The sequence below is a fragment of the Rhodococcus sp. MurmanLake-1 genome (genome assembly GCF_056945715.1).
The window spans coordinates 278,215-298,509 of the sequence record NZ_JBWZNF010000007.1; the positions used below are offsets into that span (position 1 = coordinate 278,215).

General features: G+C 61.2%; 20 protein-coding genes. 7 read left to right on the forward strand and 13 right to left on the reverse strand.

The window, feature by feature from the left end:
• The first annotated feature begins 19 nt into the window (after positions 1 to 19).
• A complete protein-coding gene (locus tag AC2ETI_RS21090; RefSeq protein ID WP_195790808.1) occupies positions 20 to 160 on the forward strand; it encodes a hypothetical protein in 141 nt (46 codons plus the stop codon).
• Positions 161 to 408: 248 nt separating this feature from the next.
• Here AC2ETI_RS21090 and AC2ETI_RS21095 read toward each other — a convergent pair whose 3' ends face one another.
• From AC2ETI_RS21095 to AC2ETI_RS21105, 3 genes are read right to left on the reverse strand one after another with little or no spacing between them, the layout of a single operon-like run.
• Positions 409 to 1,188 (reverse strand): ATP-binding cassette domain-containing protein, encoded by a 780-nt coding sequence (locus AC2ETI_RS21095; RefSeq protein WP_483634348.1) that lies wholly within the window; start codon positions 1,186 to 1,188, stop codon positions 409 to 411.
• Between the two features lie 34 nt (positions 1,189 to 1,222).
• Positions 1,223 to 2,191 carry a sugar ABC transporter substrate-binding protein gene (locus AC2ETI_RS21100; protein WP_097386818.1) on the reverse strand — a complete coding sequence of 323 codons (969 nt, stop codon included), beginning with the start codon at positions 2,189 to 2,191 and terminating at the stop codon, positions 1,223 to 1,225.
• 48 nt (positions 2,192 to 2,239) lie between these two features.
• On the reverse strand, positions 2,240 to 3,319 hold the full coding sequence (locus AC2ETI_RS21105) for an ABC transporter permease (protein ID WP_019745464.1): 1,080 nt from the start codon (positions 3,317 to 3,319) through the stop codon (positions 2,240 to 2,242).
• 346 nt (positions 3,320 to 3,665) lie between these two features.
• Between AC2ETI_RS21105 and AC2ETI_RS21110 the strand changes: the two genes are divergently transcribed.
• Together AC2ETI_RS21110 and AC2ETI_RS21115 are read left to right on the forward strand one after the other, a co-directional pair.
• The gene (locus tag AC2ETI_RS21110; RefSeq protein WP_097386819.1) at positions 3,666 to 5,207 is read left to right on the forward strand and encodes a PucR family transcriptional regulator; all 1,542 of its coding nucleotides are present in this window, start codon (positions 3,666 to 3,668) and stop codon (positions 5,205 to 5,207) included.
• Positions 5,208 to 6,162: 955 nt separating this feature from the next.
• Positions 6,163 to 7,209 (forward strand): LacI family DNA-binding transcriptional regulator, encoded by a 1,047-nt coding sequence (locus AC2ETI_RS21115; protein ID WP_097386820.1) that lies wholly within the window; start codon positions 6,163 to 6,165, stop codon positions 7,207 to 7,209.
• 29 nt (positions 7,210 to 7,238) lie between these two features.
• Here AC2ETI_RS21115 and AC2ETI_RS21120 read toward each other — a convergent pair whose 3' ends face one another.
• Together AC2ETI_RS21120 and AC2ETI_RS21125 are read right to left on the reverse strand one after the other, a co-directional pair.
• On the reverse strand, positions 7,239 to 8,402 hold the full coding sequence (locus tag AC2ETI_RS21120; RefSeq protein WP_097386821.1) for an iron-containing alcohol dehydrogenase: 1,164 nt from the start codon (positions 8,400 to 8,402) through the stop codon (positions 7,239 to 7,241).
• Positions 8,403 to 8,465: 63 nt separating this feature from the next.
• A complete protein-coding gene (locus tag AC2ETI_RS21125; RefSeq protein WP_021331897.1) occupies positions 8,466 to 9,956 on the reverse strand; it encodes a CoA-acylating methylmalonate-semialdehyde dehydrogenase in 1,491 nt (496 codons plus the stop codon).
• Between the two features lie 114 nt (positions 9,957 to 10,070).
• On the opposite strand from AC2ETI_RS21125, the gene AC2ETI_RS21130 reads away from it, so the two are divergent.
• Positions 10,071 to 10,964, forward strand: a complete 894-nt coding sequence (locus tag AC2ETI_RS21130; protein ID WP_058037608.1) for a LysR family transcriptional regulator — start codon at positions 10,071 to 10,073, stop codon at positions 10,962 to 10,964.
• Positions 10,965 to 11,095: 131 nt separating this feature from the next.
• On the opposite strand, the gene AC2ETI_RS21135 is transcribed toward AC2ETI_RS21130, so the two are convergent.
• A complete protein-coding gene (locus tag AC2ETI_RS21135; RefSeq protein ID WP_483634349.1) occupies positions 11,096 to 11,674 on the reverse strand; it encodes a TetR/AcrR family transcriptional regulator in 579 nt (192 codons plus the stop codon).
• Positions 11,675 to 11,756: 82 nt separating this feature from the next.
• Between AC2ETI_RS21135 and AC2ETI_RS21140 the strand changes: the two genes are divergently transcribed.
• The gene (locus AC2ETI_RS21140; protein ID WP_483634376.1) at positions 11,757 to 12,686 is read left to right on the forward strand and encodes a DMT family transporter; all 930 of its coding nucleotides are present in this window, start codon (positions 11,757 to 11,759) and stop codon (positions 12,684 to 12,686) included.
• On the opposite strand, the gene AC2ETI_RS21145 is transcribed toward AC2ETI_RS21140, so the two are convergent.
• The 6 genes from AC2ETI_RS21145 to AC2ETI_RS21170 all read right to left on the reverse strand — a co-directional run bounded on the left by AC2ETI_RS21145 (position 12,673) and on the right by AC2ETI_RS21170 (position 16,135).
• Positions 12,673 to 13,494 carry a tyrosine-protein phosphatase gene (locus AC2ETI_RS21145; protein WP_070796057.1) on the reverse strand — a complete coding sequence of 274 codons (822 nt, stop codon included), beginning with the start codon at positions 13,492 to 13,494 and terminating at the stop codon, positions 12,673 to 12,675. The genes AC2ETI_RS21140 and AC2ETI_RS21145 overlap by 14 nt on opposite strands.
• 38 nt (positions 13,495 to 13,532) lie before the next feature.
• A complete protein-coding gene (locus tag AC2ETI_RS21150) occupies positions 13,533 to 13,946 on the reverse strand; it encodes a phage holin family protein (protein ID WP_070385180.1) in 414 nt (137 codons plus the stop codon).
• Between the two features lie 27 nt (positions 13,947 to 13,973).
• Positions 13,974 to 14,951: a DUF1214 domain-containing protein gene (locus AC2ETI_RS21155; RefSeq protein WP_483634350.1), complete on the reverse strand. Its 978-nt coding sequence runs from the start codon at positions 14,949 to 14,951 to the stop codon at positions 13,974 to 13,976.
• A 65-nt stretch (positions 14,952 to 15,016) separates the two neighbouring features.
• Positions 15,017 to 15,325, reverse strand: coding sequence for an SHOCT domain-containing protein (locus AC2ETI_RS21160; RefSeq protein WP_483634351.1), 309 nt, complete (start codon positions 15,323 to 15,325; stop codon positions 15,017 to 15,019).
• A 1-nt stretch (position 15,326) separates the two neighbouring features.
• Positions 15,327 to 15,764 (reverse strand): DUF6325 family protein, encoded by a 438-nt coding sequence (locus AC2ETI_RS21165; RefSeq protein WP_483634352.1) that lies wholly within the window; start codon positions 15,762 to 15,764, stop codon positions 15,327 to 15,329.
• Positions 15,761 to 16,135 (reverse strand): PLDc N-terminal domain-containing protein, encoded by a 375-nt coding sequence (locus AC2ETI_RS21170; protein ID WP_483634353.1) that lies wholly within the window; start codon positions 16,133 to 16,135, stop codon positions 15,761 to 15,763. The genes AC2ETI_RS21165 and AC2ETI_RS21170 overlap by 4 nt, the downstream gene beginning before the upstream one ends.
• Before the next feature lie 169 nt (positions 16,136 to 16,304).
• Between AC2ETI_RS21170 and AC2ETI_RS21175 the strand changes: the two genes are divergently transcribed.
• Positions 16,305 to 17,840, forward strand: coding sequence for a LuxR C-terminal-related transcriptional regulator (locus AC2ETI_RS21175; RefSeq protein WP_080909901.1), 1,536 nt, complete (start codon positions 16,305 to 16,307; stop codon positions 17,838 to 17,840).
• On the opposite strand, the gene AC2ETI_RS21180 is transcribed toward AC2ETI_RS21175, so the two are convergent.
• Positions 17,775 to 18,362, reverse strand: coding sequence for a TetR/AcrR family transcriptional regulator (locus AC2ETI_RS21180; protein WP_019745447.1), 588 nt, complete (start codon positions 18,360 to 18,362; stop codon positions 17,775 to 17,777). The two genes, AC2ETI_RS21175 and AC2ETI_RS21180, sit on opposite strands and share 66 nt — an antisense overlap.
• Before the next feature lie 95 nt (positions 18,363 to 18,457).
• On the opposite strand from AC2ETI_RS21180, the gene AC2ETI_RS21185 reads away from it, so the two are divergent.
• On the forward strand, positions 18,458 to 20,236 hold the full coding sequence (locus tag AC2ETI_RS21185; protein ID WP_069145780.1) for an ABC transporter ATP-binding protein: 1,779 nt from the start codon (positions 18,458 to 18,460) through the stop codon (positions 20,234 to 20,236).
• The last annotated feature ends 59 nt before the right edge of the window (positions 20,237 to 20,295 follow it).

Below are 20,295 nucleotides of genomic sequence, written 5' to 3' on the forward strand. Positions count from 1 at the left end.
CATGAATACAGTCGTGATCATGAACCCGTCCGTGATGAAGCCGAGGATTCCGAACGGTGAAGTGCCGACCGTCGAGGAGTTCGTGACAGCCCCGCCTGCCGTACGCGCACTGCCGATCCCGCGGATCGAAGCCGTCGACGGCCGAATACAGATCAACTAACCGAACACCGAAAGTGCTCGGGCCCAACCTCATCAGGTTGGGCCCGAGCACTTTTCGTCTCGGCGGCTGTAGTGCTGCCTCGTCTGGGGCGGTGGGGGCCAGGTGGGTGATGGAAAGGGTCTCGGATGTCCGACGCCGACGGTGACGGTGAGACAGTGAGTCTCGGATCCGCGACACGAACAGGCCCGTCGACAGTCGTGGTGACTTCAGACGGGCCTGTACGTCGATCTGCTTGCAGCTACAGCTGCTTACGCGACGGCTTCTGCTGGTCGGGCGCCGGTGATCATCGAGACGATCTCGTCGGCGGTGGTTTCCTTGGTGTTTCGGCACCCGACGACCTGGCCTCGCCGGAAAACGTACACCCGGTCGGTCAGTTCCAGCACCTGTTGCATGTTGTGGCTGACGATGATGACCGCGACTCCGCGTTGTTTGAGGCGTTTGATGATGTCGTGGACGTGGGCGGTCTCCTGCAGGCCCAATGCCGCTGTGGGTTCGTCCATGATGATGAGCTTCGATCCCCAACCGGATGCGCGGGCGATGGCGATACCCTGGCGCTGGCCACCGGAGAGACCCCGAACGGTCCGGTGTACCTCGGGCACGTTCACTCCGATCTCCGTGAGCAATTCGGTTGCACGCTTGGCCATCTTGTGTCTGTTGAGCACGCTCAAGCCGCCCAGGTTGATCAGCTTCTCTTCACGCCCGAGGAACAGGTTGGTCAGGACGTCGAGGTCGTCTGCGAGTGAAAGATCCTGATAGACGGTTTCGATCCCGGCTTCGCGTGTATCGATTGGGCTTTGGAACTCACAGTCCGCACCGTCGAATCGGATGGTGCCATCACTCGACGGTTGCGCGCCGGAAAGGATCTTGACGAAGGTGGACTTGCCTGCGCCGTTGTCGCCCATGATGGCGATGTGCTCACCGTGTCCGACGCTGATGGAGGCGCCTTGCAAAGCTTTGACGCCGCCGTAGAACTTGGAGAGGTTCGTAGTCTGGAGAAGAGGCTCGGTGGTGTTGGTGATAGTACTCATTGAGGTGGTTCCGATCTGGGGGGGTCGTCTCGAATCAGTACGCTGCGGGAGAGTCGGCGACATTGGCGGATGTTACGGGCGGGATCGGGACGAAGATCTTGGGTTGCACCGTGCCACCGTCCAGCAGGGTCAGCATGGCGGCGACAGCTTCTCGCGCCATCTCCTTGGGATCGCCGTTGATGGTTCCGTACGTGTCTCCCGCGAGGATGCTCTCGCGCATCTCTTCCGGATAGTCGTTGCCGACGAAGACGATTTCGCTTCGGCCCATCGACTTGGCCAGGCGGGCGCCCGCAGCCAATTCGGGTCCTTGCGCGACGACGGCGTTGATCTGCCCTGCCGGATACTTCGCGAGCCAGTCCTGGGTCAGGCTGATGGTCTTGTCGTTCGCCCAGTTGTTCGGCTGCTCTTCGACGAGTTTGACGTCGGGGAAGTTCTCCTGCAGTTCGGCACGGAACCCTTCCGACCGACCGATCTGCGGCCCACTGCCGAGGATGCCGGTCATCAAGGCGACGTTGCCCCGATTGCCAATTGCTCCTGCGACCATCTTCGCCTGCTCGCGTCCGACCTGAACGTCGTCGGTCCCGACGAACGAGGAGACCGGGGCGTCTTCTGACAGCGCCAGGGAGAATGCGATGACCGGGATTCCTGCTGCTTCGGCTCGTTTGATTGACGGAGTCATGCTGTCCTGGTCGCTGGGGGCGAGGAGAATTGCGTCGACCTTCTGCGTGACCAGCTGGTCCATTCCGCTACTCATCTGAGCGATGTCGTTGTGCCCGTTGACAACACTGAGCTTGTATCCCGCAGCTTCAGCTTCTTCTTGCACAGTCGAGATGGCTACGTTCATCCACGGGTCGACTCCGACGTCGTACACCACGAAGCCCAGCGTCTTGTTCGCACCCGAGGAAGGTGCGGTTCCGCAGGCCGTGAGTGCGACGGCGACGAACGCGGCCAGGCAAAGGGCAAATGCGGTTTTGATTGTTCGGGACGTTCTTCTTGCGGTCATATGTTGTCACTCCTGGAATGTGGTTGGCTGCGACTGGAATCGGACGTATCAGCGTTTGCGGGCGCTGCGGAACGCTTCGAAGCCGACTGCGAGCAGAACGGCCGTACCCGTCAGCGCCGGCTGCCAGTAAGCGGAAACGCTGTACAGGTTCAGTGCGTTTGTGAGGACGGTGAGCGACAGGATGCCGATCACCGCGGAGCTGATGCCGCCGACTCCGCCAGTGAGTGGTGTGCCGCCGATGATGACGGCGGCGATGGCGAGAAGTGCCCACTGTGTACCTGTTGCCGGACTCCCGATTCCCGAGATCGAGACGAGAAGAATTCCTGCGATGGCAGCGCACAGTCCGCCGATCGCATAGACGGCAATCAGAACCCGATCGACATGGATTCCGGCACGACGCGAGCCTTCCTTGTTGCTCCCGACGGCGTAGATGTGCTGGCCGAAGAGCGTGCATCGTAAGACGAACAACAGAATCAGGATGACCACGACGAATGTGAGACTGGCAAAGGAGATTCCAGCGATGTTCCTCAAGCCAAGATCGGTCCATCCGGAAGGAAGAGGAGCGATCGGGGTGGCGCCGGTTGCGGCGTACAGCAGTCCGGTGACGACGGCTTGTGTACCGAACGTGGCCACAAATGGGTTGATGCCGATCTTGGCTACGAGGATGCCGTTCACGAAGCCGGCGAGTAGACCGGCGACCAATCCGACGAGAATTCCGATGGCTATACCGTGCTGGAGACTGACGTACGCTGCCGCGCATCCGGCTGCCGCTGCCACGATTCCGACCGAGAGATCGAAGCCACCTGAGATAATCATCAGCTGCATACCGCCGGCAATGATTCCGACCATCGCCGCCTGTTGCAGCACGTTCAGCAGGTTGTCCGACTGCCGAAAGATCGGGTTGGCGATGCACAGAATCACCACCGATGCGGCCAGTACAGTCAGCATCACCCGCTGAACGACCTGCGACGGTGTGCTTGGCAGAATGCGTTTGAGCAGAGCAGGTAGCCATTCCTGCGAGGATGCGTGGGGCGGCTGGGGTGCCGCGGAACGAGTGGAACGGCCGACGTCATCGACAGAGATTCGCGCGCTTGGCGGCCGTTTCTGCTGGTCTTCGGTCAGGGGCATTGAGGACTCCTCGAAAGGGTGTGTCGGTGTTCGGTCGAAAGAGCGAAATCAGGTCACCCGGCGGCACGGCGTTGTGCGTGTCGAGATTTGGATCGGTGCCATGCAGTTCGCGTTCGGTTCGTGAACCGGTAGCGATTACTCGGACGGTGGGCCGGGTCTATATGGGCGCTGAAACAAATCTTCGGACAGGTAGGAAGCGGGTTCGCCATGTGTCTCAACTCTGTTTGGCGCCCCCCGGTGAAGCCCTGGGGTTGTAGAAATACTGTCCTGTGACTGCATTCACAGCTAGACGCAAGGCGGGAAAGATGTCTCGGCTGAGCGACACGTTTTGTGTAGTGTCTTTGACATGTCTTTCACGGTTGCGGACGCTCTGGAACTCTCACTGATCCGCGCGGCCGGTCCTCACGTACTCACCAACGGAACGGATCTGGATCAACGCGAAGTCCGATGGGTTCACTCGTCCGAGATCCCCGATATCGCACGATTTCTCAGCGGCGGCGAATTGTTGCTGACGGCGGGCCTCGGTATAGGGGAAACAGAAGCCGAGCAGCGTGCTTACGTGAAGGCGATTTCTCGAGCGGGTGCGGCAGCTCTGGTGATCGAAGAATCCGGTCGCATGTTCGATCGAGTTCCTGAAGCTGTTGTACAGGAAGCCCAACAAATGCTGCTTCCGGTGATCGCGTTGACCCACGAAGTGTCGTTCGCCGGAGTCTCCGCCCAGGTGCACGAAATTCTGACCGAAATGCGACTTCGGAGCCTGACTCGTGAGCGTGAGGTCGAAGCAACATTCTCGGGATTGCTGCTTGACGGCGCAGACCATCTCGGAATAGTGGAGACTCTGGCGGCGCTCACCGACAGCACGGTGGTTCTGGAAAACATCGCGCACCGGGTGACGGTCTATTTTTCAGTGGACGGTGTCGAATTCGATGACGACGAGTGGAATCGTCACGCCAGAGTATCGCACGACAATGAAACTGATTGTGTCCGAAGGCCCGTCGTCATGCGTGGTCAACCGTGGGGGTGGATCCACGTGCTCCAGGGACAATCGCCGACCGCGCCGTTCTCGGCTGAATTCGCGGCGGAGCGGGCAGCAGCAGCGATCGCGATCTCGCTTCTCACCGATCGTAGCCGCGAGGCGCGTGACGATCAGCGCAGTACCGCTTTGATGACACACTTGCTGCTGGGAGAAATTTCCGGCGATGAGTTCGTGAAGCAGGCCAGTCGTCTGGGGTATCGGCTCGGATCTGGCCTGATGCGAGTGTTCGTGGCCAACAAGAATACTCGTGACGATTCTGGTGGAATCCGGCCCAAGCGCAGGAGCAGTCCCAATGCGATCAGTGCCGACATGGGTGATTACATCGTCACGGTGGCGCCGGAAGTGAGTGGCCGTCCGCCGGAGATCGAGGATCTTGTCGGTTTCGTCGGAGCGGGTGTCGGTGTGAGCCGCGCTATTTCACGTGACATGGTTGCTGTCGCGCTCACTCAAGCGCGCAGTGCTGCAGCGGTCGCCCGAGCTTCTGGTGGTGTCCTCCACTTCGACGAACTGGGGGTCGAGCGGATTTTGGTGACCCTGGCGCAGGGCCCGGAACTGGCGAGCTTCGTCGAAGACGAATTGGGTCCGTTGTTGACGAAGGATGCGCACTCGGCCAGTCCGCTGCTGCCGACACTGCGTGCGTTTCTCAGCGTCGACGGGCGCAAGACTGAAGCGGCGGACAAACTCTACGTGCAGCGCAGAACTCTGTACAACAGGTTGGAGCGGATCTCCACGATTCTCGGAAAATCCCTTGATGCCCCGGAAACACGGCAGCGCTTGCTGTTGGCAGTCAAAGGTCTTGAGCTGCTGGAGGGTTCGGCGATCAGTTCGTCGCGACGTTCCGGAAGGAACTAGCGTTCCGACTTCGATGAGGGGGACGGCGGTTCCTGCCGTGGCTAAACCTATACTGATCGCCCTGCGAGCTCCGCGCGCGGCAATGAGACGGCCTGTTGCCAGCAATCCGCACAGGGAACCACCGGGCAGTCCCAAGATGACTAAACCGAGTCCGCTGGTGGTGAGCTCGAGTGCATTCTTGACGTCGGGTGTCACTGTCACCCAAGAGGCTTGGCAAGCTCCGAGAAGTGCGAAGATGACAAGCTGTGCCCATTTCGTGCGGCCGAGCACGAAGGGCAACTTCGGGTAGAGCATTTCGTTGATTCGCTTCGTGGAGAGTTAAGTGAATCGTATCACCCGGTGATACGATTCACTCGTGTCTGTGGTGGTGAAACAAGGTGAGGTTGAGATGTGGCGCGACAGGCGGAAGTATCGCAAACCACGGTGTCGCGCCTACCGTCTCCCGAAGTGTTCGGTCGGGGTAATCGCCGCTGCCGACAGTACCTCTCACGGACGTCATCGTTCGTACATTCGCGGGACCTTCAGTGCAGAAACATCTTTGAAACTATCGAGGCAACGGCAGGAGTGGGGCGACGAACATGGCTAGTCACCGTATGGAGGAAGAAGTGGGGTACGTCTGTGTCACGTGTCGCCATATCGGTTCGTCGTTGCCTATGCCCAAGCCGTCTGTGCCGCTGGCCGTGCGAGCTCGATGCAACCTCTGTGGCGAGATCGACACGGCGATGTCGGGGCGGAAAGACGATGTGCCATACCGTGTCGAGCTCTTCGGGGGCTTTCGTAGAGCTTGGACGCATGCAGTCCGGTGTGGGCGAATGTGTGAACACCATCTACTGTGACGACAGGTCAACCGAAGCCAGCACTCGGTTGAAACGAGACCACGATAGAATTCGTGAGATCGTCAAGGGTTACGGCGGATGATTCGTCCGGAGCAAGGGGAGTCGCTTCAGTGGTTACGATGAAGGACGTGGCGCGGGCAGCAGGCGTCTCCCAAGCCGCTGTCTCATACGCGTTCAGTAACTCTCCGAAAGTTTCTGCATCGCAGCGCGATCACATCTACGCAGTCGCTCAGTCTCTGTCCTACGCCGGGCCGAACATCGTCGGCAGTAGCCTGCGCTCCGGCCGAGTTGGAGCGGTAGGCATCATGGTGATGGAGTCGTTGGGGCACGCACTGGAAGACCCGTCGACCATGCTGTTGATGAAGGGGGTAGTCGAAGTCAACGAACTCGCCGACGTTGCCCTCACTTTGTTGCCGTTGGTCTCCAGTAGGGAAGAAGGATTCAATTCTCCCGCGGTCAGAGGTTTGGTCGACGGAGTAGTCCTGCACAATGTAACTCCTACCCACCCGATCATTGCGGCCCTGATTCACTCAGGAACGCCGGCAGTTGCGATCGATTCACCCGCGGACTGCGGCTTGCCGTTCATCGGAATCGATGATCGCGCTGCGGGATTCAAGCAGATGGCCCATCTCTTGGATCTCGGGCACCGAAGAATCGGTGTGGTCTGCGAACGTTTGAACATCGGTGGCACCGACGGGCCGATCTCCAAGGCAGTTGTCGAACACTCTTCCGAGCGGGTCCAGCGAGATCGGATCCTCGGGTACTTCGATGCTGCAACTGCACGGGGAGATGCCGGTATCTCGATTGAGGTTTACGAGGCTTCAGGTATCGATCGTGACAGCGGCGTCCGTGCTGTTCGCTCGATGGTCGAGAAACTGAATCCGACCGCAATAGCCACGACATCAGATGTCTTTGCCGTCGCTGCCTTGAGCGTGCTTCGTAGCATGAATATCTCAGTACCTGAGGTTGTTTCGGTTGTCGGATTCGACGATGCGCCAATCGCCGAACTCATGGATCTGACCACTGTGCGTCAACCGCTGGTGGAGAAGGGGCGCGCCGCAGCCTCCATGCTGCTCGACAATATCGACGGCGCCAAGCGGAGGCAGAAAATCTTCAAAACCAAGCTGATCGTCCGAAACTCGACAGGCCCGGTCAGCACAGTCTGAACGAGACCATGCTGACCGGGCCGAAGTGGTCAGGATCGATAGACTTTCCGGTACAGTTCGGCGATTTCCTGTGCGCTGGGCACCACCGGGTTGTTCGACGGAGAACCCGACGCCAAGGCCTGTTCCGCCATCAGTGGAATGAGCTCCTCCCAGCGGGACTCGTCGATGCCGAATGTGCGCGGACTGGGTACCTCTACGTCGACGCACAAAGCATCGATGAAGTCGACCAGCTTGTGCGAGGCCGCCTCGTCTGAATCGCCGCGATCGGCCGCGCCCAGCTGCCTGGCGCAATCGGCGTATCGATCACGCGCCCCGGGTATGGAGAACGCGGTGATCGCCGGAAGTAGCATTGCATTGGAAAGTCCATGCGCCACATGGAAATGTGCGCCGATCGGACGACTCATCCCGTGTACCAGGCACACGCTCGCATTGGAGAATGCCATACCCGCCTGAGTGGAAGCATGCATCATCTGTTCACGTGCTTCTCGATCTGAGCCGTCACGGTACGCGCGCAAGAGGTACGCCCCGATTGTCTTCATCGCAGACAGTGCGAGCCCGTCCGAGATGGGGTTTGCCTTCTTACTGACGTAGGCCTCGATCGCGTGTGTGAGTGCGTCGACACCTGTGTCGGCCGTCAGTCTCGGCGGCATCGACATCGTGAGGTCGGAATCGACGATCGAGGCGATCGGAAGAAAAGAAAGCCCAGGGCATAGCATCTTCTCGTCGGTGGCAACATCCGTGATGATCGTGAATTGTGTTGCTTCCGAGCCACTTCCTGCCGTCGTCGGGATGGCGATGATCGGAAGCGCCGGCCCCGCGTACACCCGAGGGGCTTTGAAATCGCGCATGACGCCGTCCTGCTTGAACAAGACGGCAAGTGCTTTTGCCGTGTCCATCGGGCTGCCGCCGCCGAAGCCGATGATCGAGTCGGCATCGTGGGCGGTCAGAGCGTCGAGACCAGCCTGTAGAGAATCGGTAGTGGGGTCGGGAACCGTCTCGGAGAAGAGTGCGGCCTTCTTTCCTGCTGCTGCAACGATCTTCAGCAATCGATCGGCAGAACCATTGCTGACCATGAACGCGTCGGTGACAAGAAGCGGACGCTCGATGTTCAGATCCGTCAGCACTTCGCCGAGACTCTCGACGGACCCAGGACCAAGTTTCAAGAACCGGGGAAATGAAATGTTGGCAACCATGCCGATCCCTTCGAATGTTGTGAATGTATTTCCCGGCCCGTCGTATTCGGACGGGACAAGAACTCAGTTGTTTTCGGGGAAGCCGAGGTTGATGCCGCCGTGGCTGGGATCGAGCCAGCGGGTAGTGACGACCTTCCCACGGGTGAAGAAGTGGACTCCTTCGGTACCGTGAGCGTGCGTGTCGCCGAACAGGCTGTTCTTCCAACCGCCAAAGCTGTAGTAGGCCATGGGGACGGGAATGGGGACGTTGATCCCGACCATGCCGACCTCGATCTCGTTCTGGAAGCGACGTGCTGCGCCACCGTCATTGGTGAAGATCGCGGTGCCATTCCCGAATGCACTCGAATTCACCAGGTCGAGTGCTTCGTCGTAGGAGTTCACTCGCACGACCGAGAGCACAGGGCCGAAGATTTCGTCTGTGTAGATGCTCATGTCGGTGGTGACGTGGTCGATCAGGGTCGGGCCGAGCCAGAATCCGCCCTCACCACCGTTCGCCTGCACGTGCCTGCCATCGACGACGAGCGTCGCGCCGGCCGCCTCACCGGCGTCGACGTAGGAGGCGACCTTGTCGCGGTGGGCCTTGGTCACCAGAGGACCCATGTCTGAGTTCTTCGTGCCGTCACCGGTTTTCAGGGTGCGGGTTCGCTCGGCGATCTTGCCAACGAGTTCATCGGCGATGTCGCCGACGGCGACCAGTGCCGAGATCGCCATGCAGCGCTCGCCGGCCGAGCCGAATCCGGCGTTGACCATTGCGTCGGCGGCCAGATCGAGGTCTGCGTCAGGCAAGACGATCGCGTGGTTCTTCGCTCCTCCGAGAGCCTGAACGCGCTTTCCGTGGCTGGTGCCGGTGCTGTACACGTACTGGGCGATGGGGGTTGAACCGACAAACGAAACGGCCTTGATCGCAGGGTTGGTCAGAAGTTCGTCGACAGCTGTCTTGTCGCCTTGCAGGACGTTGAACACGCCCGCTGGAAGTCCTGCCTCGGCCCAGAGCGCCGCGATCCACAGCGAAGCAGATGGAACTTTTTCGGACGGCTTGAGTACTACCGTGTTTCCGGTGGCGATCGCGATGGGGAAGAACCACATCGGGACCATCGCGGGGAAATTGAACGGCGAGATTATCGCGACCGGGCCGAGCGGTTGACGGATCGAGGTGACGTCGACGTTCGTCGAGGCATTCTCGGTCATACCGCCCTTGAGCAGGTGCGCGATGCCACAAGCGAATTCGACGACCTCCTGGCCTCTTGACACCTCGCCGAGTGCGTCGGAGAGGACTTTGCCGTGCTCGGCGGTGATTATCTCTGCGAGTTCGTGCTTGCGGTCATTGAGCAGTTCGCGGAACGCGAAGAGGATTGCGGTGCGCTTGGCGAGCGAACTGTCGCGCCAATCGGGAAACGCAGCAGCAGCTGCGTCGATAACGGCGCGTGCGTCTTGCACGCTGGCGAGCGCGACACTGCCAGTGACGGCGCCGGTCGCAGGGTTCGTGACCGGAGCGGAGTTTCCGCTCGAACCGGGGGCGATCTTGTTGTCGATCCAATGTGCGATGACAGTCATGACTATTCACTCCTGAGGCTGGGGTTGATTCGAGTCTGTGCCGCAGAATTGCCGTCGTCAACAAGTAAGATCGCAGTACTCAATGCAAAATTGCAGCCAAGGACGGGAATGGCGATGTTCACTTCTGACAACCTGCGCTTTCTGCTGGAACTGTCACGCACGGGGCGTATTTCGGATACGTCGAAGCGACTGGGGGTCGATCAGACCACGGTCTCCAGGAGAATCTCTAGGCTTGAAAAAGACATGGGAGCAAGGCTTTTCGATCGCGGCGTCTCGGGCTGGCAGCTGACCGAGGCGGGCAGGCGATTGGTTCCCTACGCGGAGAGTATCGAGTCGACGCTACTTTCTGCGCTCGGTGAGACGACCGCCTCGGCGTCGCCGAGCCTCAACGGGACGGTCCGGATCCTGACCCCAGACGGCTTCGGTGCCTTCGTATTGGTTCCGGGCCTGCGCTCTGTACGTGCCCGGCACCCGGATTTGTACACCGAAGTGCTGACTTCGACTACCCACGATGTGTTGACCGGGCGTGACTTCGACGTCGCCGTCACATTGGAGCGTCCCTCTCCCCGATCTGTGGTCGTCAGCAAACTTGCGGACTACAACTTGCGGCTTTACGCCTCGCGTCGGTATCTGGAGACGCACGAGTCGATCTCGTCGGTGGACGACCTACGTCATCACACGCTCGTCTGGTATGTGGACGCGTTCTTGGATGTCGAACCTCTGCGTATCCTCGACCGGATACTGCCCACCGGGCGAGCGCAGATCCAGACCAATAACATCGCTGGTCACTACGAGGCAGTCAGGCACGGTGTGGGAATCGCGCCCTTGCCGACGTACATCGGCGCGACCGACGATGACCTCGTGCCGGTGCTGCGTGACGAGTTCGTAATTCGGAGGTCGTATTGGCTCGTTGTCCCGCGCGAGCTGATCAGATTGGCCCGCGTGCGGGCGATAACCGATGCCTTGCATGAGATTGTCGACAGGAACCCCGACCTCCGTGCGCGGTGATGTGCGGGTTTCCTGTATTCGTCGGGCGAGGCGATGGTTGACGGTCAGTTTGTGGCGCCTATGAGGAATGATCTCGATTTCAGGTGTGGACTCTGTCGAAGGGTCTTCTGGAATGTGTGGAGAGGGGTGGATCACCCGGAATGCTTCAGCATTTCGAGGGCCACATCCCGGCCGACGTCGAAGGGGTCGGTGCCGATACCGATACCGTCTGCGACGAGGGCGCCTTCGTGAAGCAGCATGATTGCCTCGACGAGACGTTCGTCGGCTTGCCCGTCCGTCGCCAGAATGCGCCGAAAGACGTCCAACATTTCCTGCTTCTGTTCGGCGATGACAGCGAACACCGGATGTGACCGATCGCTGAACTCGGCGTGAGCGTTGACCATGCTGCAACCCTTGCCTCCGCTCGCCTTGGACCAGGAGGCGGAAGCGTCGAATGCCGCACTCAACTGCTCGGCGCGGCTGTGCCCGGCTGATGCGAGCTTCTTGTCGCGAAAGGCTCGCCACCGCCGATCTCGATCCTTCAAATATTCCACGACGAGGCCGTCTTTCGAGCCGAACCGCTCGTACAGAGTCTTCTTCGTGACCCCGGCGTCCAGTGCGACGGTATCCACGCCTACGGCGTGAATTCCCTTTTCGTAGAACAGCTTCGATGCCGACTCCAGAATGCGACGTGCTTTCGGAGTCAATTCGGGTACGGATTCGTCTGCCATGGACAAAAGTATACCGATCTGTATAGTCGACTCCATGAGTAAACAGATCGGTATACCTCGGATCGTGACCTCGAGATCTGCCGTGACGACGACCTTGTCGATCCTGTTCGTCGCGTGCTGGAGTTCGGGATTCATCGGAGCCAAACTCGGCGCCGGCAGTGCCGAGGTCCCCACGCTGCTGATGTGGCGTTTTCTCCCGCTTGCGGCGGTACTGGTCCCGATTGTCTGGCTGTCCGCCCGGCGCCGGAAAACGATGCCGACACCGCGGGCTCTCGGCAGGCAGGTGGTGATCGGAATACTCTCCCAGAGCGGCTATCTGTTGTCCGTGTACTGGGCAGTCGATCTCGGCGTGAACACCGGAACCACAGCGCTGATCGACGGTATTCAGCCGCTGGTGGCAGCCGCGCTGCTCGGTCCGGTCCTCGGCGTCGCGGTCCCGCGGATGCAGTGGATCGGATTGGCGATCGGACTGGCCGGCGTCGCGATGGTCACGGCAGCCGACGCCGGGGCGGGTACATCGGCCCCGTGGTGGGCGTACGCGATTCCGTTCCTGGGAATGCTCAGCCTCGTTGCATCCACCTTCGTCCAGCAACGCGCTCCCGCGTCCACACCGCCACTGCAGGCCTTGGCCATCCACTGCTCAACCAGCGCAATAGTTTTCACAACTCTGGCGATCGCCTCGGGTGCTGCCGTACCGCCGAGTGTCAGCATATTCTGGATCGCATTGCTCTGGTTGATCGTGTTGTCGACCTTTGGCGGATACGGGCTGTACTGGTTGTTGCTCCGTCGCATCGGCATCACGTCCGTCAACACCTTGATGTTCTTGATCGCCCCCGTCACCGCAGTCTGGGGCGCACTGATGTTCGGAGAATCCTTCACTCCGTTCACCGCTCTCGGCTTGGCGGTGGGCATCGTCGCCGTCGTCGTGGTCACCCGGGTGGACAATCGACCGAAGAAGCAGGACGAGAGCACGGATTCCTGCCCGGTAAGAGCTCCGATCATGTCGCGCTGACGAAGCCCGATCGTGATGTGAACCGCTCGCGGAGCGCGGTGATTTGTTCTGCGGTGAGCTTGAGTCCGTTGATTGCGTAGTCCTCGACTGCGCCGAATTGCGTGCGCATTTCGTCGAGCGCGGCGTCGAAGTAGCTGTCGCGGACTCCGAGGAGCGGCCGGAGCAGTTCTCCGTCAACGCCTTTGCTTGCGGCGAAGTCGAGGATCGGTTCCGTCATAGGTGCCAGATCGGTGTTCGTCTCCAGGTAGTCGGCGCGTACATCGGCTTCGTCGGCGCCGAGGAGGAGCAAGAAAGAGGTCGCGGCCCACCCGGTGCGATCCTTGCCGGTGGTGCAGTGGAAAAGTGCTGCACCGGTGCGTTTTTCGTCGATGAGGTCGAGATAGAACGCGCGGTAGGCGTCGAGGGCGGACGGCAGGCTGACGAAGTTGCGGTTCGCTTCCTCCATCTGTGCGATCCCACGTCCATCGCTGATGGTCTCGGCGTACGCGACCGGGTCCGTCATGAGTAGTCCGGTGGCCGCGGCGTTTTGGGCATTGTCGGCGAGAACGTCGAGCCAGACCGTCCGCGTCGAGTCAGGGAGATTGTCGAGCGCGCCGTCGCGCTCGGCAGCGGTCCTCAGGTCGTAGACCGTCCGGACGTCCAAGTCGGCGACCGCGGCAACGTCGTCGCCGTCGAGTTTCGCGAGCGTCGCCGAACGGTAGAGCGCGCCGGCGCGGACGGTGCCATCAGCAACGGGAATGCCACCGAGATCCCGGAAGTTCGGAGCGGTCTTCAGGAGAACGCGACGATCGAGCGGGTGAGTTGGCATGGCTGACTCCTTGTGGGTTCCGTTTCCGAACTGATCATTCATGCCTTCTGCACACTGCGCACGAGCTTTTCGGCATTGCGTCTCTTGATCCACTTGTCGATGACGAGAGCCATGAAGATCCATCCTCCCAACGCGGTGATCACCCACACGATGATCGGGGCGAGGATCCAGGACCCGACGCCGCTGATCGCAATGCCGTCGGGGACCAGGGTCGCAACCCAGAGCGCGAGCAGCGTGGCGACCAAGCCGACACCGCCCGCGAGCGGAGCCGCATAGTGCAGTGCCACGCTGAGCACGAATGGGCCGAGAATCATGTGGGCGAGGGTGAATACACCGATAGCGGCCAAGAAACCGTTGACGCTCAGGCTGACCCCGGGCAGCGCAAAATGCACGACGATCAGCGCGATCGCGCCGAGTACACATTGCGAAACGAGCTGAAATAACAGACGCATGGCTTGTACCTCCGTGATCAGGTCGAGTCACCCGAGAGTGGTGTGTGCGTGGGGAACGCTTTGCTGGAGGGCCTCGGGACGAGGCGCCGTCCAGGTGCCGTCGAGCACGCAGGGGCGGGGGCGGTACAGGCGCAGTACGTAGTTCCAGCCCGGCATGATGGGCAGTGCGTTCGCGACGCCGTCGAGATTGACGCCGAACCGGATGGTGGTGCTGCCGTCGGAGTCGGGGGTGGCTGTGAGGCTGTTGATGCTGTTGACGCCCAAGGCGTTCTCTTCGAAGTATCCGGCTGCGTTGTACAGCGAGACCGACCAGAACGCATCCACGGGAACATCGTTCAGGCGGAGACGGTATTCCCCGATCGGGAGACGTTCGTCGAAGTTGACGTAGGTGGCCTCGTACTCGGGAAGGCCACCCCAGCCGGATGCGGTACCGAGCAGGTGCCTGATCGGGTCGACTTCCGCCGCGGTGCCGAATGAATGGTCGTAGGTGGTGATGCCACGCGCGAGTGCGAGGAGCGCGTCGCGGGTCTCGGTCTGCAACTGTTCGTCGTAGTCGGGCAACGGGAACTCGCCCGTCCCGCCGCCGTCGATGGTGAGGGCGTCTTGCAACCGGTTCACCTCGGCGACGTCTTCGGGGCTGTTCGGATCGACGAGGATACGCACGATCAGTGCGGCGTAGTCGGTCCCGACCAATTCGCGTGTGAGCAGGTGCTCTCCCGGATCGCGCAGGATGACGGGACCGAAATGATCTTGACTGACCACCCAGACGGAGATGTAGCGCTTGCCGGTATCGGGCACCGTGATCGTGACGTTTTCGCGCACGTCGATGATCGCGCTGCTGTACAGGGTGTCGCGGTTCTGGCGGATGATCGGCTGGTTGTCGAGTGACCCGAGCTCGCGAGTGTGGTTCCACGTGCCCAGGCCGACGCCCGCGGCCAGGCGAGCGAACATGAGATCGGATTCTGCCCGATTGAAGTTCAGGACGTTGACGGCGATCGTGGACATAGCGGATTCCAATCGGTGTCGGGGTACGGAAGCGGGCGCGGTAATCCATGGCCCGTCGGGGTGAATCAGCCCAGCAGTCGTGCTTTCGCGGCTTGGAACTCGGCGTCGCTCAGTAGGCCTTGTGATTTGAGATCGCCGAGTTTCTGCAACTCGGCGACGAGATCGACCGGGGGTGCGGGTGTGGGTGTGGGTATCGGGAGTACGGCCTGCTGCTGGGCGAATTCGTACTGCGCCTGCTCGTAGTCGGCCTGAGCTCTCCTTTGCCGGCGGGTGGCCATACCGTCGCTGACGGCGGTCGCGGTACCGGTCACGACCGCGGTGCGGGCGGCGAGGCCCAGCAGTCCAGGGCGTCCTCGTCTCGGGATGTACGGCATGTCAGACCTCCAATTTCGGGATGATCGTGTCCATGAGGGCATTGACGACGGGTGCGGGTATCCGCTCGTAACCCAGTAACACCGCGCCGGACTCGGCGGTCCGGGCGGCGAGTTCGCGCTGATAGACCAGCTCGAGAGCGACCAGCAGCGCTGAAGCGCCGGCGGGAATCGCCTCCGCGAGTTCGGTGATGTCTTCATGCCCGAGCAGACCGGACGCGCCGAGCATTTCGACGTTGATCTCGAAGCCGTTCGGCAATTCCTCGACCTCGACGAGGATGAGTTCACCGTCGTCGGACTTGGAGATGACGATCAGATCGAGTAGTCGTACCAGGCCGGTATCCGTGAGGTCGGTGAGCGCGCAGAACGCGGCGGGGTCGAGGCTCTGCCCCGGCAGACCGAGAAGGTAGAAGTCGACGGGGCCGAAACGCGCGTCACTCACGAGAGCACCTTCAGCTTGAGTGCGGCGAACTCTTCCTCGCTGATCGATTCGGCTTCGAGGAGTGCTGCAGCTGTGGCGATTTCCTCGCTGGGACTCTTTCCTGCGACTTCGCGGATATACGATTCGGCCGCGCTCTCGGCCTCGCGTGCGGCCTTGTTGCCGCGTTCCGTCATCCCATCGCCGCGGGCGACGAGATAGACGAGCGCGGTGAGGATGGGTAGGAAGAGCAGGAAAAATATCCAAACAGCTTTCAACCAGCCGCTCAGCTTGTGGTCGCGGAACAGGTCGGCGACGATCGCGAACAGCGCGAAAAGATATCCGACGAAGACGGTCGCCCACAGCATCCAGCCGAGGCTTTCCCAGAAACTCATGTGTCTTGTCCGTTCGTGTCAGGCCTGCGCGTCGGCATTCCGCCGACTCGCGCTTTTCAGTTGATTCCGGCAATTCTCACCGGTTTCCGCATGCTTCGGTCGCTGTCTCATCCGAAGCGGATGAGACGGGATTTCCACGGCCGTCGAACGTCTCGAGTATCTTCGACACATGATCGAAGCCGTGCGTGACGCACTTGCCTCCGGTGAGGCGGAGCAGGCTCGACGCGTCCTGCGGAAGAACTGGCTCCGTCTGATTCTCGAATCTCATACCAGGGAACTCGAGCAACTCTGCCTTGCGCATCCCGATCCACACGATCCACACATCCTGCTGATACGGGCGTGCTGCCGCGACCTCAGCGGCGATCCGTACGGCGCGGAGTTTCTCCGCGGGCAGGGTCTACGGGTCGCGTCCGACGATTTTGTCGTCTGTTTCACTGACCTACTGCTCGCTCCGGACACCTCGACCAAGGCCGTCATTGCCGATCGCGCGCGTCACGCGCTCGCCCAGTGCGAGGCCGAGGACGATTACCCGTCCGCGCTTTTCCTCCTCGGGTGGACCGAGATCAGGCTTCGTCGTGATCTACCTCGCGCCATCGCGCTACTTCGCTCCGCCGGCGATGAAGCGCGGTTGCAGTCGCGCGCGGAGACGTTGCGTCTCGCGCAATCCAATTTGGCTTTTGCACTCACCCACGCGGGAGTGTTCACCGAAGCCGAACAGATCCTCGACGGCCTTCCTGCCCGAGAGGTTGCATCCGACTGGGAACGCTTCGAAGGTGGACTCCCACAGTCGAATCGAGGTTGCATCGCCTATTGGCGTGGGGACTTCGAGGAAGCGATCGCTCAGTTCGACTCGATCATCGTCGAGGGCAGTCCCGGAACCAACTTCGAGGCGCTCGCCCGGCTGTACCTGGTGATGAGCCTGATCGCTCTGAACCGGAAAGACCGGTACCACAACGCCGCTCGGCTGCTGCGAGGCGTGAGCACTGCGGACAAGCACGGCATTCCTTGGGATACGCTGCGGCGCGTCACCACGGCCTGGCTCGCCCACGCTCAGGGGCAGGACGAGCAAGCGCGCCGCATCGCGAAGCCCACGCTGACCAGAACAGGTGCTGCGGTCGCTCACGCGCTGCTCGCCGAGCTCTATCGAGTCTTGGGGGATCCGGAACCATCGGCGCAGGCGCTTCGGTTGGCAAGCTCGGCCGCGCTGCCGCGATATGCGCTGGTGAGCACACTTGTCACCTCTGCAGCGCTGAGCTCCGTCGCAGGGCGTGGGCCGCAGGCGCACGAGCAGCTGGATCGTGCGCTGGCTGAGGCAATCCCGGAGCAGATCCTCGCCCCCTTTCTCAGCGGCGATCCGGTAATTGTCGATCTCTTGAACGCGCACGCAATACAGGGGTCGAGACACCAGGACCTCCTGCGCACGATTCTGGAAAAACGGAGCCGGCTCTCTGCCCAGCTCGCCGGAGTCCTGACCGAACGCGAGAACGAGATTCTCACTTTTCTGCGCACCACGATGACTGCAGACGAGATCGCTGCGCACCTCGGCATCGCCTATCCCACTGTGAAGACTCACATTCGCTCGATTTACCGCAAATTAGGTGTGGCCAAGCGGCGTGCCGCTGTTCAAGCAGCCGACAACCTAGACCGCGGGATCGGGGGCGATTCCGCGACGGAGGCTGCGAACCGTCAGATCCAAGGCTTGTAGTCGAGTCCCGGAACCGCGGTTCACGTAGTCCATCGACGTGTAAAGCAGTGACCACAGTAGGTTCTGCACCCAGTCCGAACCCATGTCGGGGTCGATGGACCCGTCGGAGTGTCCGCGTTCGATGGCGTCGGTGACTCCGTCGTCGTTCGACGCGGACTCGGCAAACGAATCTTCTTGATAGACGCCGGGAGTGAAGAACAGGACCGTCAAAAGGTCGGCCAGTTCGAAGTATTCGTGGCAGAGGCGAACCAGTGCCTCGGCTCCGGTGCCCTCACCGAGTCGCGCCGCTGCTGCGGCCTCACCGACGGCGCGAGTGGCCTCGGCCGCGACTGCGTCGACCAGGTCGGATCGTTCGGGAAAGTAGCGGTGCAAAGTGGTCCGGCCGACCTTCGCGGCCGAAGCGATCTCGCTGAGGGTCGCAGCAGGCTTGGATGCGAACACCGAAACGGCAGCATCGAGGATGGCCTTCCGTGTGCGCTCGCGGGTCGCGCTTTGTTCTGGTGCGCTGTGGATCGTTGTCACGAATTCGAAGCGTAGCCGTGTCCGGTTTCGGTATCCAGTGTTTCCGAATCGGAATTTCTCTTGCCCTTTATGGAACATTCGTGTTCCATAAATTCATGCTTGAATCCGACGCTTCTCAGCCCGCACCGAAATGGAGCAATCTCCGCGTCCTCTCGGAGTTCGCTCGACCGCATCTGCCGTCGCTCCTCCTCGGATTGGTACTGGCGCTGTGCGGCTCGGCGGCGACGCTGGCAACGCCGATGGTCACCAAGTGGGTTCTCGACACCCTCGATACCGGTGCGTCGCTGAAGGGACCGATCCTCACGCTCGTCGTCCTTCTGATCGTCGGTGCTGTGCTCGGTTGTGCTCAGTGGATCGTTCTCGGAACCGCCGCCGAGAAGGTTGTCTTCGACGCCAGGTCTTCGCTGGTGAGGCGATTCCTGGCGGCGACCGTACCTTCGCTGCAATCGCGATCCGTGGGTGAATTGGTCACCCGGGTCACGTCGGACACCTTGCTGCTGCGGGAGGCGGCGTCGTCGGCCGCAGTGAATATTCTGAACGCAGCCGCGTTGACCATCGGAACGATTGTTCTGATGGGCGTTCTGGATCTGCCGTTGTTGGGGGTCACCATGGTGGCAATCGTGTTCGCCTCCATACTCTTTGCCGTTCTGATGCCTCGGATTTCCGCAGCCGAAGCGCGAACCCAGGAATCGCTCGGTCAGCTCGGCGGCGTACTCGAGGGTGGCTTGCGTGCGATCCGGACGGTCAAGGTTTCCCTCGCCGAGGATCGCGTCGGCGCTCTGGTGACGACCAATGCGTCCGATGCGAAAAAGCATGCGATCACGGCGGTTCGAGTGTCGGCAACCGCGTGGACTGTCGCGTGGACCGCCATTCAGGGATCGATCATTGCCATCCTGGGCTTCGGCGCCTGGCGAGTCGCCGACGGCGAAATGGCAGTCTCGACGCTCATCGCGTTTCTGCTCTACGCCTTCACCCTGATGGGGCCGGTGTCGGAGCTTGCGCAGAACGTGACTTCCGTGCAGTCGGGAATCGCGGCAGCTATCCGGATTCGCGAGATGCAGTCGTTGCCCACCGAGCAGTACGACGAGGTCGTGGACGTGGTCGCGAAAACAAGCGCTGCCGCGCCGCTGATCGAGTTGCGCGACGTCACCGTGAGTTATCACGGATCGAACCAGCCGGCGTTGCGCGATGTCTCGCTGGTCATTCCGACGCGTGGGCACATGGCCATCGTCGGCCCGTCGGGTGCCGGAAAGACGACCTTGCTCTCGACTGTGCTGCGATTTGTCGAACCGCGATCGGGTGAGGTTCTCCTGCATGGAGTCGGTTACGACGCGCTCGATCACCGCGCTGTGCGCGAGAGTCTCGCGTACGTGGAGCAAGAGACGCCGGTGGTGCCCGGAACGATTCGGGAGAACGTCGTCTTCAGCCATCCCGACGCGACGGACGAAGAAGTCCAGGCCGTTCTGCGCTTGCTCCGACTCGACGACGCGATCGAGGCCCTGCCGAATGGACTCGACACCGCTCTGACGGCCACCTCGCTGTCGGGCGGCCAACGTCAGCGGATCGCGATGGCACGCGCAGTTCTGCGACCGAGTGCTTTGCTTCTGCTCGACGAAGCCACTGCCCAGGTCGACACACTCACCGAAGCCGCGATTGTCGACGCGATCAACGAACGTGCACGTACCGGGGCCGTGGTGACCATCGCTCACCGGCTCTCAACGGTGCGTGACGCCGACTGGATCGTGGTCATGGAAGACGGTCGGATCCGCAACATCGGCAACCATGACGAGCTCATGGACAAGGACGATCTGTACCGCGACATGGTGGTTGCCGGCCGGCTTGATCAGGGCGAGGCGATGCTCGAAGATTGTTGACCCGGCGCATCGGCATGTGCGAGAGTGCTGTTACCGAGCGATCGCTCGGTCGGGATGTT